The following is a 17,051-nucleotide window of genomic DNA, read 5'->3' on the forward strand; positions in this document are numbered from 1 at the left end:
TACGACATACCGGTTCCTGGCGCTCGCCGGCCGACCGTGTCTACCGTCGTCGGGACGGACGGAGGCCGCTGTGCACCAGGACACGACGACACGGATCACCGACTGGCCGCGCCACGAGCGAGCCGAGCGGCCGTGGCGGAGCGGGGTGCGTGGACCGCGCGCCGACCGGCTCTGCACCGCGGTGACCACGTGGATCCCGCCACGCATCGCGACCGCCCGGTACCGTGCGGCACCCGGCGACGACGCGCTGCTGGACCGGGCGGTCGCCGCGCTCCGACGGCTCGATCGCGAGCACGGGACGCGGATCGGCGCACTCGGCGGTGTCCTCGCCCGGACCGAGGCAGTGGCGTCCTCCCGCATCGAGGACGAGCACGCCGGCCTCGACGACTACGCCCGCGCCGTCGTCGGTGTCCGTGCGAACGACAGCGCGACGGTGATGGTGGCCGCGACCAGGGCGCTGGACCGCCTCGTCACGGACGCGGCGTCCGGCACGATCACGGCGGACGCCGTCCGTGCCGCGCACCTCGACCTGATGCGGGACGACCCCCTGGACGGACGCGACGCCGGTCGGTACCGGACCGTCCAGAACTGGATCGGCGGTGGCAGCAGCCCGCGGCTCGCGACGTACGTCCCGCCACCACCGGACCTGGTCCCGGAGGCGATGGCGGACCTCCTGGTGTTCCTCGCCCGCGACGACCTGCACCCCGTCGCCCAGGCCGCGATCGCCCACGCCCAGTTCGAGTCGATCCACCCGTTCACCGACGGCAACGGTCGCATCGGGCGGGCGCTGATCGGCGCGGTCCTGCGACGCCGGGGTGTCAGCAGGACGACCGTGCCGATCGCGACCGCGCTCGTCGCCGACCGTTCCCGGTACTTCGACCACCTGGTGCGCTACCGGTTCGGGTCCGTCCACGACTTCGTCGCCGACCTGGCGATCGCGATCGGGACCGCCTGCGACGAAGCGGCACTCACGGCGCTGGTGCTCGACGAGCACGCTGCGGATGCGGCACGGCGTCTGCCGTGGGACGTCGGCGCGCTGTTCCACGACCCCGTCATGACCGAGGACGACCTGACCGCCCTCGCAGCGGAGTCGGGCAGGTCGCCGGACGACCTGGCGGTCGCGCTCGACCGCGCCGGCATCATCCGATCCGTGACGTCCCGCCGCCGCCGACGGGCCTGGCTCGTGCTGGACGTCGCGACGGAGGTCGACGCGTTCGCCGAGCGCGTTCGATCCACCGTCGACATGGACCGCCTGCGCAGGCGTCTCGACGTCGCTGCGGCCTAGGCTGGTGCGGTGAGCAGCGAGCACGGAGCGACCACCCCGCCCACCGCCGACAAGCGCCCGGTCACCCGGTCGCACCACGGCATCGACTTCGTCGACGACTACGAGTGGCTGCGTGACAAGGAGTCCCCGGACACCGTCGCGTACCTCGAAGCCGAGAACGCCTACACCGCGGCCGCGACGGACCACCTGGCCCCGCTGCGCGACCGGATCTTCGGTGAGGTCAAGGGCCGTGTGCAGGAGACCGACCTCTCGGTGCCGGTGCGCATGGGCGGGTGGTGGTACTTCACCCGCACCAGCGAGGGCAGCCAGTACGGCGTGCAGTGCCGGGCGCCGATCAGCGATCCGGACGACTGGACGCCGCCGTCACTCGACGGTGGCGCCGGTGCCCTCCCCGGGGAAGAGGTCGTCCTCGACGGCAACGTCCTCGCCGACGGCCACGACTTCTTCTCGCTCGGCTCGTACGACATCTCCGACGACGGCACCCGGCTGGTGTACGGCGTCGACGTCGAGGGCGACGAGCGCTACACCCTGCACGTGCGGGACCTGACGACCGGGCAGGACCTCGACGACGTCGTCGAGAACACCGGGTCCGGTGCGACGTTCGACCCGTCCGGCCGCTACGTCTTCTACCCCACGGTGGACGATTCCTGGCGTCCCGACCGGATCTGGCGCCACACCGTCGGCACCGCCGCGACGGACGACGTCGTCGTCTTCGAAGAGCCGGACGACCGGTACTGGGTGGGCGTCGGGGTCGCCCGGTCCTCGCAGTACATCGTCATCGAGCTCGGGTCGAAGATCACCTCGGAAGCCTGGATCCTCGACGCGGCCGACCCGACTGGCGACTTCCACGTGGTGTGGCCGCGTCGGGACGGCGTGGAGTACGAGATCGAGCACGCCATCGTCGGCGGCAGCGACCGGCTCCTCGTCCTGCACAACGACGGCGCCGAGAACTTCGAGCTCGTGGACGTCCCCGCCGACGACCCCACCTCCGACACCGACCGCCGTGTCGTCGTGGCGCACCATGCTGAACGCCGCATCGAGTCCGTCGACGCCTTCGCCGGGCACCTCGCGCTCGAGTACCGTGCCGAAGCGCTGCCCCGTGTCGCGATCATCCCGATCGAGGGCGACGGGTTCGGCGATGCGCACGAGGTCCCCTTCGACGAGGCGCTCTTCTCCGCCGGCCTCGGCGGCAACCCGGAATGGGACCAGCCGACGCTCCGCATCGGGTTCACGTCGTTCGTCACCCCGTCAGAGGTGAGCGACCTCGACCTCGCGACCGGGCAGGTGACGGTGCTGAAGCGCCAGCCGGTCCTCGGCGGCTACGACCCCGCCGACTACGTGCAAGAGCGCGACTGGGCAACGGCTGCCGACGGCACACGGGTGCCGATCTCCCTCGTGTGGCGTCGTGACGCCGTCGACACGGGCACGCCGAGCCCGCTGCACCTCTACGGGTACGGCTCGTACGAGCACTCCATCGACCCCGGGTTCAGCGTGATGCGACTGTCGATGCTCGACCGGGGCGTCGTGTTCGCGGTGGCGCACGTGCGCGGTGGTGGCGAGATGGGACGTCACTGGTACGAGAACGGCAAGACCCTCACGAAGAAGAACACCTTCACGGACTTCGTCGCGGTCGCCGACCACCTCATCGAGACCGGTCGCACCACGGCGGGACAGCTCGTCGCCGAGGGCGGCAGCGCGGGCGGGCTCCTGATGGGCGCCGTCGCGAACATCGCCCCCGATCGCTTCGCCGGCATCCTCGCCGCGGTGCCGTTCGTCGACGCCCTGACGAGCATCCTCGACCCCGACCTGCCGCTCACCGTCATCGAGTGGGACGAGTGGGGCGATCCGCTGCACGATGCCGAGGTCTACCGCTACATGAGCGAGTACACCCCGTACGAGAACGTCCGCGACGACGTGCAGTACCCGGCGATCCTCGCGGTGACGTCGATCAACGACACCCGGGTGCTCTACGTCGAGCCGGCGAAGTGGACGGCCAAGCTGCGGGAGGTCGGTGCTCCGGTGCTCCTCAAGACCGAGATGGCGGCGGGCCACGGCGGGGTGAGCGGGCGGTACGCGTCGTGGAAGGAGCGCGCGTTCGAGCTCGCGTGGCTCCTCGACACGCTCGGTCTCGCCGAGGTCTCGCCCGCCGCAGCGACCGCAGCACCGATCGCGTCCTGACGTCCGGTCGACCGGCCTGCCGCCGGTCGGTCGCAGCACGGCAAGCGAACGAGCGCGCAGAAACGGCGACGCGCAGGCGCCCCAGGACGGCATTGCTGCGCACTCGATCGCGCAGGGGGCCCGTCCGCCCGCCGGTCGGTCGGTCACAGCACGGCGAGCGAACGAGTGCGCAGAAACGGCGACGCGCAGGCGCCCCAGGACGGCATTGCTGCGCACTCGGTCGCGCCGAAGGACTGTCCGCCCGCCGGTCGGTTACAGCACGGCGAGCCAACGAGCGCGCAGAAACGGCGACGCGCAGGCGCCCCAGGACGGCATTGCTGCGCAATCGATCCCGCGGAGGGCGCGTCAGCCGACCGCACCGCACCGCACCGCACCGCACCGGTGGCGAGCGACGCCCGCGGCGGCGCCCGCGCTCACACGCGGTTGAGCGCGTGCACCGCCTCGTCGTAGGACTCCTCGGCCAGGCGGACCCGGTCCCCCGCGAGCACGCCGTACCCGAACGTCCCCTCGCCACCGCGCTCGGCGATGCCGGCGTTCGTACGCAGCGCGTCCAGGGCGTGCAGTGACCGCACGCGCTCGGTGAGGACGTCCGCCGCGGTGCCGATGCGCTTCCAGAGTGCGTGCGGGAACGCGTCGTCCCCGAGCACGTCCATCGCCATCCGGGCGCGCATCGTGCCCTGCCACGCCCGCTCGGTCGTCGCACGGTCGGCTGCTTCACGCTCGGCGGCGGTCTCGGACTCGTCGTCGGCGACCGCCGCACGCACGAGCTCTCGGACCTCGGGCTTCACGACGGCAGTGACGTCCTGCGCGACGTGCTTCGGGGAGCGGAGCGCCCACGGCGTCGGTGCCGGACGCTCCACGGCGTCGTCGAGGGCGTCGAGGAGCTCGAGGAACGGCTCACCGTGCAGGAACGCCACGACGTCGCGCACCGCGTGGTCGCGCCGCTCCCGCGTCGACGCGAGGATCCGCTCGCGCGTCATCGCGTCGACGAGGTCGTCCTGCGCCGGCGTCGACGCCCTGGGCAGCCGGTCGATGAGGTACTCCGCGAGCGCCGCACGCGCCGTGACGTTCGCCAGACCGTCTGCTGCCGAGGCGGCGCGGTCACCCGCGTCGCCCGTCGCGAACGCCGACCGGTACGTCTCCAGGATCGCGGCGATCTCGAGTGCCGTCCCGGCGGCGTGGCGGAGGTCGGCCGTGTCGCCGGAGCGGAGCCGGGCCTCCTGGCTGAGCAGTGCGGAACGCAGCTTGCGGAGTCGCTTGGTGAGGATCCGTGCGGTCGTGCCCTTCTCGGGCTTGTCCGCGGACTGGAGGCGCGGTGCCGGTGCACCTGCCAGCCCACGCGCCAGCTTGGACGCGACGGCGGCGGGGCCGGCTCCGACGGCGGCGAAGCGGCCGTCGAGCGAACCGAGGAACTCGTGGGCGATCTGCGGGTCGACGCCCTCGACGGTCTCCACCTCGACCTCGCGCCAGGTGCGCGGGTCCGCGGGGGCGTCCGCGTCGAGGCGCTGGGCGCTGACGCGGTCGTCAGCGAGTTCGGCGACCTGGTCACCGTCCTCGTCGAGGAGGCGGGTGACGGTCCGGGTGGTGGTGATGCGCACGACCGGGTGCAGTCCGCGGCCCCGGCGCTCGGTGAAGAGCGCGGCGAGGACGGCTTCGGGAACGGTGTCGGCGTCGTCGGTGAGGGGGAAGTGCTGCTCGTGTCGGACGGTGTCGGACTCGGCGCGCTTGATGTGCCAGCCGGCATCGGGTCCCCCGGTGCGACGGCGGACCGTCACGCGGGAGGCGACGAGGTCGTAGCGCTCGGTGTCCCAGTACGTGGCGTCGAGTTCGAACGGGTCCTGGTGGTCGACCTGCAGGATCCCTCCTGCCCCGATGAGGTCGGGGAGCTCGGCTCCGTCTGGAAGGTCGTACGTGCGCTCGATCTCGAGGTGCGTGTCCGTCACACGCTCTTGTCTACCAGCCCGTCCAGGGTACGGAGGACCACGCGGGTTAGCCTGTGGACATGAGCGAGACGATCACCCGCGACGCGTTCGTGCCCGAAGCCGGCGCGGTCACCATGTTCACCACGACCTGGTGCGGTTACTGCGCACGGCTGAAGAACCAGATGTCCAAGGCCGGTGTGCCGTTCCGCGAGGTCGACATCGAGGCCACCCCTGGCACCGCCGAGCTCGTCGCCGAGGTGAACGGCGGCAACCAGACCGTGCCGACGCTGGTGTTCCCCGACGGCAGCACCGCGACGAACCCCTCCCTGGCCGAGGTGCAGTCCCGCATCTGAGCGGGAGCCGCACCCTAGCCGCCGAGCGCCTCGGTCAGCAGCGCCGCCATCGCGTCGAGCTGGATGTCGCCGGAGTCGACGACCTCTTCGTCGGAGCCGTCGAGCGCGCGCGCTGCCAGCCCCGCCTTGCTGTCGATGAGGTCAGCGATCTTGGTGTCGATCGTCTGCGCCGCGATGATGCGCCACGCGGTGACCGGTTCCTCTTGCCCGATGCGGTGCACGCGGTCGATCGCCTGGGTCTGTTCGGCAGAGGTCCACGAGAGCTCGGCGAGGACGACGTTCGACGCGACCTGCAGGTTGAGCCCCACGCCCGCCGCGGTGAGCGAGCAGACGATGACGGCGACGTCGGGGTCGTTCACGAAGGAGTCGATCTCCGCCGTGCGCTGGGCCGGCGTCTGGTCGCCGCGGACGGTGGCGGTCCGCAGGCCCCGGCGTGCGAAGACCTCTTCGGCCTGGTCCATCACGTCGAGGTGCTTCGCGAAGAACACGACCTTGCCGACGTTCGACGCCAGCTGCGCCGCGTAGTCCGCCGCCAGCTGCGCCTTCGCGCGGCCGATCCGCCGGACCATCGAGAACACGTTCTCGCCGGTCGACGAGGCGTCCTGGTCCTCGAGCTCCCAGCGGGCGACCTGCCGCACGAGCTTGTGGTCGATGCCGACGACCGGGTCCTGACCGGTGCGGGCGTCGAGCGCCTGGTGGTACCGGCGGACGAGCTTCGCGGTGAGCTCGCGCTCGGCGTCGCGGATCGATCGACCCTCTTCGCCGTCGAGCTCGACCGGGATGTCCGCGATGCGCCGGGCGGGGATGTCCGCCGCGACGTCGACCTTGCGGCGTCGGACGATGCCCATGTCGATCACGGCGCGACGGGCCTCGCTGAAGAAGCCGGGGTCGGCCGGTGTGAGCCCGATCTCCTCGAGCTCGTTCATGAGCTTCGCGCGGGGCTTCTTGTCGTCGATCCAGCCGAGGTACTCCCAGATGGTGCGGAAGTCCTCGACGGAGTTGATGAGCGGTGTCCCCGTCAGGGCCATGAGCAGCGGCGACGAGGTCCTGGAGCGGATCTTCTCGGCGAGCTGCAGCACGAACTTCGACCGCTGCGAGTCCTTGTTCTTGATGAAGTGCGCCTCGTCGACGACCATGCCCTTGAACCCGAAGGCGCCGAGCCAGCCGACGTGCCGGTCGAGGATCTCGTAGTTCACGATGACGATGTCCGCGAACCCGTCGAGGTCGTCGCCGTCACCGTGGATCACCGTGGCGCGGCGGTTCGGCACCCAGCGTTCGGCTTCGCGTGCCCAGTTGGTCTTGACGACGTTCGGCACCACGACGAGGAGCGGGAACGCGTTCGCGGCGTCGGCTGCGAGGAGCGACTGCGCCGTCTTGCCGAGACCCGGCTCGTCGGCGAGCAGGAACGTGCGGTGCCCGTCAGCGGCCGCGGCGATGAGCTCGGCCTGGTGCTTCATGAGCGTGGTGCCCGACGCGGAGTGCTGCGTCGGCGGCTCTGGGAGCGGCATCGTCGCCGCTCCCCCGCCGGCGCCGTACTCGAACGACTTGAACAGCGGGCCGAACAGCTCCCAGTTCGCCAGACGACGCGGGTGCGCGACGGGCTGGTCGGCGAGGGCGAAGTCCGGCGGCAGGAACGGGTTCGCGAGCTGGCGCTGCACGACCGCCTGCGGGACGACGGCGCGTTCCTGCGCGACCGCGACGGGGGCGGGCTCCGCCGCGATGACGAGGTCCTCCGGCTGCATCTCGACGCCACCGGCGATCATCATGTCCCGCTTCACGGTGCGCGTCGCTTCCGACACCGATGCCTCTTCGGCGAGCAGCTGGATCACACTGGTGTCCCGTGCTGCGGTCTTCGCGAGGATCTGCGCGACACCGTCGAGCCGCTTCATCTGCTCGGAGCGCTGCGCGTCGGTGAGGGTCGTGTCCGCCTTCACCCGGGCGCGTTCCTCGCGCATGAGCAGCGCGACCGCCTGGAACTTCGTGCGGTTCGACGCCTTCAACGGTCCGCGCTGCGCGGCCGCCTCGACCTCGCGCACGGCGCGGGCGAGCACCGGGATGACACCGTCGTTGTCGAGCGGCCGGGTCCGGCGCGACGCGGTCCGCGTCCCACCGGCTGCACGCCGCGTGCCTGATCGAGCCAAGGCTCCTCCTGTTCCACCCCGAGACCGGGGCGAGCCGCCCGTGCGGGCGGAAGTCTCCTCGGTGCGTCCGTCGCACCGATGCCGGCAACGGGCCACCGTGGCCCGCCGATCCCCGCGACGTGTGTGCGACCGTTCCCGTCGAGGACACCCGGGTGGGAGTCCTCGTCGATGGGACGGTCTGCGCGGAGATCCGGCGCCGTCGCACGCACGCGACGCTGCAGGACTGGGTCGTCCCAGGGCGGTCGCGGATCCGGTGCCCACGTCGGTCAAGTGACCGACTCGTCGTGTCCGGAATCGACCCGACGCGCGGGCACGCGGTGCGTGCGCGCTCAGTTTACTCCCGGACCACCGACGGAGGCGAGTCGGCGCACCCCGCGCGAGTCGTGCCTCCCGTCCGCCCCGCCCAGCCCACCGCGGGACGGAACGCGCGTCGGTGGCCGAAACGCGCGTCTCAGACGCGCGGTGCGGACCGCGGGCGGGCCGTGGGCTGGGCCGGGAGGACCGGGGCCGGTTCCGCGAGCGCGGCACGTGTCGCCGCCAGCAGCTGTTCCGCGGTGGCGATGCCGTTCGCGGAGCCGGTGGTCGCCTGCCCTCCGGCGTGGGCCAGCAGCTGGGCACCGATGGCCGGTCCCAGCCGCTCGGCCCCTGCGGGGTTGCGGGTCGCCCAGTCGCGCGCGATCGCGTCGGCGAGCCGTTCAGCGGCGGCACCGCGGTCGGCGTCGCCGCGGGAGCGGTGCCAGAGCCCGGTGACGACGAGGTGCGCCACCACGGCGCCGATGTCGCGGACGGGGTAGCCCCACCCCGCCGTGTCGATGTCGAGCAGTCCGGAGATCCGCCACGGTTCGGCGTCGTCCACGAACACCTGCTCGAGGTGCAGGTCGCCGTGCACGACCTGCTTGTCGGAGTTGTTCCACCCGATCGAACGGCGGCCGATCGCGTCGTAGAGCTCGTCGATCTGCAGCGCGTCCTGCGGCAGCGCCGAGACCAGGGTCCTCCGGTGCCAGTCCGCGTGGTCCATGGCGTCGGCGCGGGCCTGCTGGGTCATCGGCACCGTCGCGATGCGTCCGGTGAGCGCGGCGAGCGACGCGACGAAGCGCGGGTCGTCGGCGATGTCGAGGATCCTGCTGCCCGCCGGCACGCCGCGGATCCGCTCGAGCACGAGCAGACCGTCACCGCGACTCGAGAGCACGCGTGGCACCGGGAGCCCCGCCGCCACGAACTGCTCGTGGGTCTTCACGATCGGCGCGACGCGGTGCGGCCGGACGACCTTGAGGAAGAGCGTGCCCTCCGGCGCGTCGACCCGGACCACGGCACGCTTGCCAGGACGGTAGGCCGCCACCGTCAGGGTCGGGTTGGTCACCGGCATCCCGAGCGTGGTCAGGAGCTCGGCGACGGCGTCGCGGTAGGTCACCTGCGGCAGCACGGGGAGACCGGGGTCGTTCGGGTACGCCCACACCGAGACCGGTTCACCCGTCGACGGATCCGTGACGAGCGCGCTGTTCTGGTCGTGCGTCCCACCGGTGTCCACGTACGTCAGGACGGTCCCGCGCTGGCCGTTCCGGTCGACCGTGTCGACCTCGTAGCCGTACAGGTACCCGTTCCCGGATGGCTCCACCGAGTGGGCGCGTGCGGCGACGACGGTGGTCCCGGAGCCGACGAATGCCTCCGGGATGACTCGCTCGTGATTGGGCCACACGACATCAGTCAACAGGGTCGACGCGGATTCGTCGCGTTCGTGCACGGCTCGGCGTCGTGCGCGTGGCTACCGTGGTCGTCGTGAACCCCGTCGCGCGCCTCCGCAGCTCGAGTCGCACGCCGTTCCTGCAGGTCGTCAAGACGGCGGTCGCGGTCGTCGCGGCGGTGTTGCTGTGCCAGGTCGTCATCAACGGCCCGTTCCCGACCTTCGCGGCGATCGCGGCGCTCCTCGTCGTGCAGCCGAGCATCAACCAGTCCTTCGTGAAGGGCCTCGAGCGGAGCGCCGGTGTCGTGCTCGGGGTGCTGCTCGCCACCGGGCTGCACTTCGCGCTCGGTGACTCCGTGTGGGTCGTGCTGCTCGTCATCGTGGTCGCGATCCTCATCGCGTGGGCCCTGCGCCTGACCCCGACCTCGGCCACGCAGGTCGCGATCAGCGGCATGCTCGTGCTCACCGCAGGGATCGTCACGCCGAACTACTCCGCCGACCGGATCCTCGAGACCGTGCTCGGCGCCGCCGTCGCGCTCGTCGTGAACGCCGTCATCGTGCCGCCGGTCCTGCTCGGCCCCGCCCACCTGGCCGTCGCCCGGCTCGCCCGCGACACCGCGGTGGCGTTCGAGCGGGTGGCGATCGGACTCACCGAGGGCTGGGACCGCGACCGTTGGCACGACGCCCTCCTCCGTGCACGATCCCTGCGACAGCAGCACGCCAAGGCCGAGGCGGCCCTGACCTCCGCGCAGGAGTCCCTCACGATGAACCCCCGCGGTGGGCGGCACCGCACCATCCTCGAGCGCGACGTCGTCGTCACCGAGCACCTGCGTGTGCTCGTCACCCGCGTGACCGGGATGACCCGCGCGATCCAGGACAACACCGCGCCGGATCTCCGTGCGGACCCGATGGTGGGGCGGATCGCCACGGAGGTCGCCAGGATCGGTGCCGACGTCCGGGCGCTCGGCGCCCAGGTCGAGTCGGCCGTCGTGGCGTCGGCGACCTCGTCGTCGGTTTCCGCGTCCGCCGCCGACGGGTTCGACGACCCTGCGGAACCCGCGCTGACGGCGCCGCTCGAGGTCGTGCGGCCGAACTCCCGGCACTGGATCCTCATCGGGGCGTTGCTCGAGGACATCCGCCGCGTCCGCGAGGAGCTCCTCGGCGAGGACGACTGACCGGTCGGGGGCGCGGGGGCGTTTCGGGGTGGGGCGTTTCGGGGTAGGGCGCCTTCGCGCGTCGGAGGTCGTTTCGCGCGTAGGAGGTCGGAAATTCGGGCCTCCTACGCGCGATTCAGCTTCCGACGCGCGGAACGCCCCACCGTCAGCGTGCCGCGATCGCCGCCTCGGCCGCGGTGTGCACGATCTGCCCCCAGATCGTCCGCGTCGGGACCGAGGGATCGGACACCACCACCTCGGCGTCCGCGAACCGACGGATCTCGGCGAACACCGCCTCCTGACCGGCCTCGCGCGCCGCGCGACTGGCGACGTCGGGCACCGAGGCGCGCAGCTCGGCGACGATGCGCTCACGACGACCGTCGTCCATCTGTCCCAGCGCCCCGACCCCCTTCCACGCGGCATCGAGCTCGGTGCGCAGGCGGATGATGGCCGGGTGGTCCGGCTCGTCGTTCATGGCTCCCCCAGAGACAGGACGTTCTGTCGGGTACAGACGTCCGGTCGGGGAGCCTAGCAAGGACGCAAGCAGTCCTCACGTCCCTCGATCGTGGGTCACGCCCCGTGTTCACTGTGACGAGATTCAGTCGGGATGCCCGTCGGTCCTCCCGTGAACGCCGGTTCGATGCCACGATGGGTCCCAGGAGGTCCACTATGCGGTTGTTGGTGGTCGAGGACGACGACGAGATGCGCGCCCTCATGGAACGCGGTCTCGCTGCCGAGGGGTACCGCGTCACCGCGGTCGAGAACGGTGTCGAGGCGCTCATCGCGCTCGGTGAGCAGGCATTCGAGCTCGCGGTCGTCGACGTGATGATGCCAGGCATGTCCGGGTTCGAGCTCGCTCGACGGATCCGGGAACGCGAGGACCCCGTCCGCATCCTGCTCGTCACCGCCCGCGACGCCGTCGACGACCGGGTGTTCGGTCTCGACGCCGGTGCCGACGACTACCTCACGAAGCCGTTCGCCTTCGCCGAGCTCACCGCCCGACTGCGAGCACTCGGCCGGCGCGAGGCCACCGGAGCACCGCGGACGATCGAGGTCGGCGACGTCTCGATCGACTCCGAGGCCCGTCGCGTCTCCATCCAGGGCCAGCGCGTCGCCGTCAGCCCGACCGAGTTCGCGCTCCTGCGTCTGCTCGCCCGTTCCGTCGGCACCGTGGTCGACCGTCCGAAGATCCTCGAAGAGGTCTGGGACGGGTCGCAGCACGTCGACCCGAACGTCGTCGAGCAGTACATCTCGTACCTCAGGAAGAAGCTCACGTCGCACGAGGCGACGGTCGCGATCTCCACCGTGCGTGGCCGCGGCTACCGGCTCGACCTGCTCGGTTCCTGACGGGCAGGCCCGTCGCACCGATGCGCTTCGTCAGGCCGCTCCGGCTGCTCTCGCTCCGGTCGCGGATCACGATCGGCTCGACGGCGATCGCCGCGGTCGTCATCGTGTTGCTCGTCCTGGTCATGCGCTTCCAGGTCGTCAGCGTGGTCGCCTCCGCGACCAGGACGCTGCTCGACGCCGACGCCGACCCGTACGTGGCGACGCTCGAGGTCGACAGCGACCCTGATCTCTCCCCGCCAGGGAACGCCCAGCTGGTCGCCGTCGTCTCCCCCTCCGGCGACATCGTGCTCTCCACGATGCCGACGCGGGTCGAGCGCGCCCTCGGCAGCCTGACGTCGACCGAGGCGGGCACGAGCGTCATCGACGTCTCGGGGTCCCAGTACCGCGTCGTCGTCGAGCACCCGGTGAACCAGGCCGGACGCTGGACCGTCGTCGCAGCGCGGAACTCGCAGGCCGAGGCGATCGTCGTCGACGACCTCACCACCACCCTGTCGATCACCGGCCTGGCGATCCTCGTCGCGTTCGGAGTCGCGTCGTGGGCGCTCGCCACGGCGGCTCTCCGCCCGGTGAACCGGATGCGCCGCGAGGCCGAGCGCCTCTCCGTCGCCCCGGAGCGCGCGGAGCTGCCGGTCGGCCCGGCGCAGGACGAACTGGCGTCGCTCGCGACGACCCTGAACGCGTTCCTCGCGCGGACCAGGCAGGCGACCGAGCGCGAGCGCCAGATGGTCTCCGACGCCAGCCACGAACTCCGGACACCGCTCGCGATCCTCACCACCCAGCTCGACCTCGCCTCGCTCGACGCCGACGACGCCCGGGCGCTCGCCGAGCACATCGAGCGGGCGAAGAACAACGTCGCACGGCTGTCCCGACTGGCGAACGACCTCTTGACGCTGTCGCGCATCGAGGAGTCCGAGCGTCGTTCCGAGGACGGGGACCGCCAGACGCTGACCGCGTGGTCTGACCTCGGCGACGAGGTGATGGCCGCCGTCGACCGCGTCCGGCTGATCGCTGGTACCAAGGACATCACCGTCGACTTCGACCTCGAGGCCCCGGTCTCCGTCGGCGGCTCCGGCCCCGGTATCGGCGGCGGCACGGTGGAGCCCCGGTACCGGCTCGACACCGGCGCGATGGCGCAGCTCGTGACGAACATCGCCGGCAACGCGGTCGCGGCGCTGCCCCGCGGCGGCGGCATCCTGGTGACGTGGCGGAGCACGCCGGGCTTCGGCGAGCTCCAGGTCACCGACGACGGGCCAGGGGTCCCCGAGTCGTTCGTCGCCGTCGCCTTCGACCGCTTCACCCGGCCGGACGAGGCCAGGAAGTCCCGCCCGAACCCGGACCCGGCGACCGGCGGCATCCCGCTGCCCGGTGGCTCCGGTCTCGGGCTCGCGATCGTGCGCGCGATCGCGGAACAGGCGGGAGGCACTGCGTCCCTCCGCAACGTCCGTTCCGGTGGTCTCGAGGTCACCATCCGCGTCCCCGAGGTGCGCTGACCAGTCGGGCGCGCGCCCGCGGCAGCGCTGCGCCCGCGGCAGCGCTGCGCCCGCGGCAGCGCTGCGCCCGCGGCAGCGCTGCGCTCACTGGAAGTCCCGCGAGCGGGTGCGCACCGCGAGCGGCAGGTGCTCGATGCGGTCCGCGACCACGTTGACCACGCCGTCCTGGGACCGCTCGAGGATGCCCCGCACGATCACCGCCGGCGACTCACGGGCGACTCGTCGGTAGCGTCCCCACACCCCGACGCTGCAGATCACGTTCACCAGCCCGGTCTCGTCCTCGACGTTCATGAACGTGATGCCGGATGCGGTCGCCGGTCGCTGCCGGTGCGTGACGATCCCGCCCACCTCGATCCGCAGTCCGGTCTCCGCAGCGGCGAGGTCCCCGACACTGAGCACCCGTTTCGCACGCAGCCGGTCGCGGACGTGCCGGACCGGGTGGTCGTCCGTCGTCATGCCCGTGGACCACATGTCCGCGATGAGGACGTCCCCGCTGGTCATCTGCCCGAACAGCGGCGGCTGCACGACGACCTGCGTGTCCGGCAGCTGGTCGGCACGCTCGGCGGCGGCCTGCGCCGCCGACCACATCCCACCCCGGCGGTCGACTCCGAACGGTGCGAACGCGTCGGCGGCGGCGAGCGCCTCGAGCTGCGCGGTGGTCAGCCCGACCCGGCGGGCGAGGTCGGACATGTCGGCGAACGGTCCGTGTGCATCGCGCTCGGCGACGATCCGCTCGGCGCTCTTCCGTCCGAGCGACGCGACCTCGGCGAGTCCGAGGCGCACGGCGAACGCACCGTCACGGCGGTGTCTCGCCGTGTCGTCGGGAAGCGCCTTGTCGAACGGCAGCACGGGTGCCTGCTCCGGGTCGAGGCACGCGTCGTCGGTCGCCGGCGCCGGCTCCCCCGTCGGCTCGAGCGTCGCGTCGACACCCGAGCGCAGGATGTCCGGCCGGAGCACCGTCACCCCGTGCCGCCTGGCGTCGGCGACGAGGGTCTGCGGCGAGTAGAACCCCATCGGCTGCGCCCGGAGGAGTGCCGCCAGGAACGCCCCGGGGTAGTGCAGCCGCATCCACGCGCTGGCGTAGACGATGAGCGCGAAGCTGATCGAGTGGCTCTCCGCGAACCCGAAGTTCGCGAACGCCTGGATCTTCGCGTAGATCGCATCGGCGTCGGCGCCGTGGATGCCGTTGTCGGCCATCCCTGCGTAGAGCTTGTCGCGGAGCCGGTCGATCTTCTCGTGCCCGCGCTTGGACCCCATCGCCCGGCGCAGCAGGTCGGCGTCGTCCCCGGAGCAGTTGCCGACCGCGATCGCCATCTGCATGAGCTGCTCCTGGAACAGCGGTACGCCGAGGGTGCGTTCGAGCACGGGTTCGAGTGCCGGGTGCAGGTAGGTGATGGGTTCCTCACCGGTGCGCCGACGGATGTAGGGGTGCACCGCACCGCCCTGGATCGGCCCGGGTCGGACCAGCGCGACCTCGATCACGAGGTCGTAGAAGCGTCTCGGGAGCAGCCGGGGCAGCGTGCCCATCTGCGCACGTGACTCCACCTGGAACACCCCGATCGTGTCCGCGCGGCAGAGCTGGTCGTAGACGCCCTGCTCCTCTTTCGGGATGGAGTGCATCTCCCAGCGTTCCCCACAGTGCTCGGCAGCCAGGTCGAACGAGTACTGCAGCGCCGCGAGCATGCCGAGCCCGAGCATGTCGAACTTCACGAGGCCCATGTACGCGCAGTCGTCCTTGTCCCACTGCAGGACCGTGCGGCCGTCCATCCTGGCGTGCTCGATCGGCACCACCTCGCCCACGGGACGGTCGGTGAGCACCATCCCGCCCGAGTGGATGCCGAGGTGCCGCGGGAACCCCAGGACCTCGCTCGCCAGCCCGACGACCGCCGGGGGGATGTCGTGGTCCTCGCTCTCGGTGACCGAGCCCCACCGCTCGACCTGCTTCGACCAGGCGTCCTGCTGGCCGGGGCTGTGCCCGAGCGCCTTCGCCATGTCCCGCACGGCGCCCTTCGGCCGGTAGGTGATCACGTTCGCCACCTGTGCGGCGTTGTACCTGCCGTACTTCTCGTAGACGTACTGGATCACCTCTTCGCGGCGGTCCGAGTCGAAGTCGACGTCGATGTCGGGTTCCTCGTCGCGCATCGCCGACAGGAACCGCTCGAACGGCAGCCCGTACCGGATGGAGTCGACCGCCGTGATCTCGAGCAGGTAGCAGACCGCCGAGTTCGCCGCCGACCCGCGTCCCTGGCAGAGGATCCCCCGTCCCCGGGCGTACTGCACCATGTCGCGGACGATGAGGAAGTACCCGGGGAAGTTCTTGTCCTCGATCACGGACAACTCGCGTTCGATGCGCTGCCGCTTGTGCGGGTCGACCCCGTCCGCACTGCCCGGGTACAGCCGCCGTGCCCCGGCCCAGGTGAGTTCCCGAAGCCACGACATCGCCGTGTGGCCGTCCGGCACGTCGAGGTCGGGCAGCCCCGGTTTGACGGTCTTCAGCCGGAACCCGAGCTCGTCGGCGAGCGTCACGCTGTACTCGACGGCGCCGGGGTAGCGGGCGAACCGCCTGGCCATCTCCGCGCCGGATCGCAGGTGTGCCGAGTCGGCTGCCGGCAGCCAGCCGTCGATCTCGTCGAGACTGCGCCGGGCCCGGACCGCGGCGAGGGCGGTGGCCACCGGGAAGCGGTCGGGGGTGGCGTAGTGCACGTTGCCGGTGGCCACGACCGGCAGCGCGTGCCGGGCGGCGAGGGCGGCGAGGACGTCGTTGCGGGCGCTGTCGAGCGGGTCGCCGTGGTCGAGCAGCTCCACCACGACGTTGCCGGTCCCGAAGCGGTCGAGGAGCACGCGGAGCGCCGTCTCCGCCGACGACTCCCCGCCCTGCTCGAGCGCCTGGCGCACGGTGCCCTTCCGGCAGCCGGTGAGCACCCGCCAGTGTCCGTCCGCGCGGGACGCGAGGTCGTCGAGGTCGTACCGCGGGCGCCCCTTCTCGGACCCGGCCGCGAGGTGCGCGCTCGTCACGGCGCCGGCGAGCCGGTGGTAGCCGTCCTGGCCGTCGGCGAGCAACAGCAGGTGCGAGCCCTCGGGGTCGGGGACGCCGTTCTGCGGTTCGGTGAGTCCGAGGGACAGCTCGGTGCCGTACACGGTGCCGACGGCCGGGTAGGCCTCTGCCACCTCTGCCATCCGGGCGGCGCCGTAGAAGCCGTCGTGGTCGGTGAGCGCGAGGGCGTGCAGGCGCAGCCTGGCGGCCTCTTCGAAGAGGTGCTCCGGCTGGCTCGCGCCGTCGAGGAAGCTGAAGGTCGAGTGCGCGTGCAGTTCGGCGTAGGGAACGGCGGGCGGACCGTCGGACTGCGTCGGCTCCGCGGGGACGTACGGCGCACGCTTCCTGGACCACGCCGGGCTGTCCCCGCCGTCGCCGGCGTTCGTGGAACCGGGGCTCCGCTTGTCGGACAGGGCGCGCTCGAACTCCGACCACGGGATCGGTGGGTTGCTGTAGCCCATCAGGC

At 71.7% G+C, this 17,051-nt stretch carries 11 protein-coding genes; 6 read left to right on the forward strand and 5 right to left on the reverse strand.

From position 1 onward, the window contains the following. Positions 1-70: 70 nt before the first annotated feature. Both ACEN9V_RS05025 and ACEN9V_RS05030 read left to right on the forward strand, forming a co-directional pair. Positions 71-1,285 (forward strand): Fic family protein, encoded by a 1,215-nt coding sequence (locus ACEN9V_RS05025; RefSeq protein ID WP_413602383.1) that lies wholly within the window; start codon positions 71-73, stop codon positions 1,283-1,285. Between the two features lie 9 nt (positions 1,286-1,294). After that, a complete protein-coding gene (locus tag ACEN9V_RS05030; RefSeq protein ID WP_413602384.1) occupies positions 1,295-3,463 on the forward strand; it encodes a S9 family peptidase in 2,169 nt (722 codons plus the stop codon). 413 nt (positions 3,464-3,876) lie between these two features. Here ACEN9V_RS05030 and ACEN9V_RS05035 read toward each other — a convergent pair whose 3' ends face one another. Further along, positions 3,877-5,406 carry a CYTH domain-containing protein gene (locus tag ACEN9V_RS05035; protein ID WP_413602385.1) on the reverse strand — a complete coding sequence of 510 codons (1,530 nt, stop codon included), beginning with the start codon at positions 5,404-5,406 and terminating at the stop codon, positions 3,877-3,879. 59 nt (positions 5,407-5,465) lie between these two features. Here ACEN9V_RS05035 and ACEN9V_RS05040 point away from each other — a divergent pair, with 59 nt between their 5' ends. Then, a complete protein-coding gene (locus tag ACEN9V_RS05040; protein ID WP_123653932.1) occupies positions 5,466-5,738 on the forward strand; it encodes a mycoredoxin in 273 nt (90 codons plus the stop codon). A gap of 14 nt (positions 5,739-5,752) precedes the next feature. On the opposite strand, the gene ACEN9V_RS05045 is transcribed toward ACEN9V_RS05040, so the two are convergent. Then, positions 5,753-7,879: a DEAD/DEAH box helicase gene (locus tag ACEN9V_RS05045; RefSeq protein WP_413602386.1), complete on the reverse strand. Its 2,127-nt coding sequence runs from the start codon at positions 7,877-7,879 to the stop codon at positions 5,753-5,755. A 451-nt stretch (positions 7,880-8,330) separates the two neighbouring features. Beyond that, entirely contained in the window at positions 8,331-9,575 is a 1,245-nt protein-coding gene (locus ACEN9V_RS05050) for an aminoglycoside phosphotransferase family protein (RefSeq protein ID WP_413602387.1), read from the reverse strand. An 80-nt stretch (positions 9,576-9,655) separates the two neighbouring features. Here ACEN9V_RS05050 and ACEN9V_RS05055 point away from each other — a divergent pair, with 80 nt between their 5' ends. Further along, on the forward strand, positions 9,656-10,735 hold the full coding sequence (locus tag ACEN9V_RS05055; protein WP_281267399.1) for an FUSC family protein: 1,080 nt from the start codon (positions 9,656-9,658) through the stop codon (positions 10,733-10,735). A 145-nt stretch (positions 10,736-10,880) separates the two neighbouring features. On the opposite strand, the gene ACEN9V_RS05060 is transcribed toward ACEN9V_RS05055, so the two are convergent. After that, complete coding sequence (locus tag ACEN9V_RS05060; protein ID WP_281267398.1) at positions 10,881-11,189, reverse strand: hypothetical protein; 309 nt, start codon at positions 11,187-11,189, stop codon at positions 10,881-10,883. Positions 11,190-11,383: 194 nt separating this feature from the next. Here ACEN9V_RS05060 and ACEN9V_RS05065 point away from each other — a divergent pair, with 194 nt between their 5' ends. Further along, positions 11,384-12,061 (forward strand): response regulator transcription factor, encoded by a 678-nt coding sequence (locus tag ACEN9V_RS05065; protein ID WP_402729252.1) that lies wholly within the window; start codon positions 11,384-11,386, stop codon positions 12,059-12,061. 20 nt (positions 12,062-12,081) lie between these two features. Further along, entirely contained in the window at positions 12,082-13,551 is a 1,470-nt protein-coding gene (locus ACEN9V_RS05070; RefSeq protein WP_402729251.1) for a sensor histidine kinase, read from the forward strand. An 84-nt stretch (positions 13,552-13,635) separates the two neighbouring features. Here ACEN9V_RS05070 and ACEN9V_RS05075 read toward each other — a convergent pair whose 3' ends face one another. Further along, a complete protein-coding gene (locus tag ACEN9V_RS05075; protein ID WP_413602388.1) occupies positions 13,636-17,046 on the reverse strand; it encodes an error-prone DNA polymerase in 3,411 nt (1,136 codons plus the stop codon). Positions 17,047-17,051 lie beyond the last annotated feature (5 nt).

The organism is Curtobacterium sp. Curtsp57, from assembly GCF_047324335.1.
Lineage (GTDB): Bacteria > Actinomycetota > Actinomycetes > Actinomycetales > Microbacteriaceae > Curtobacterium.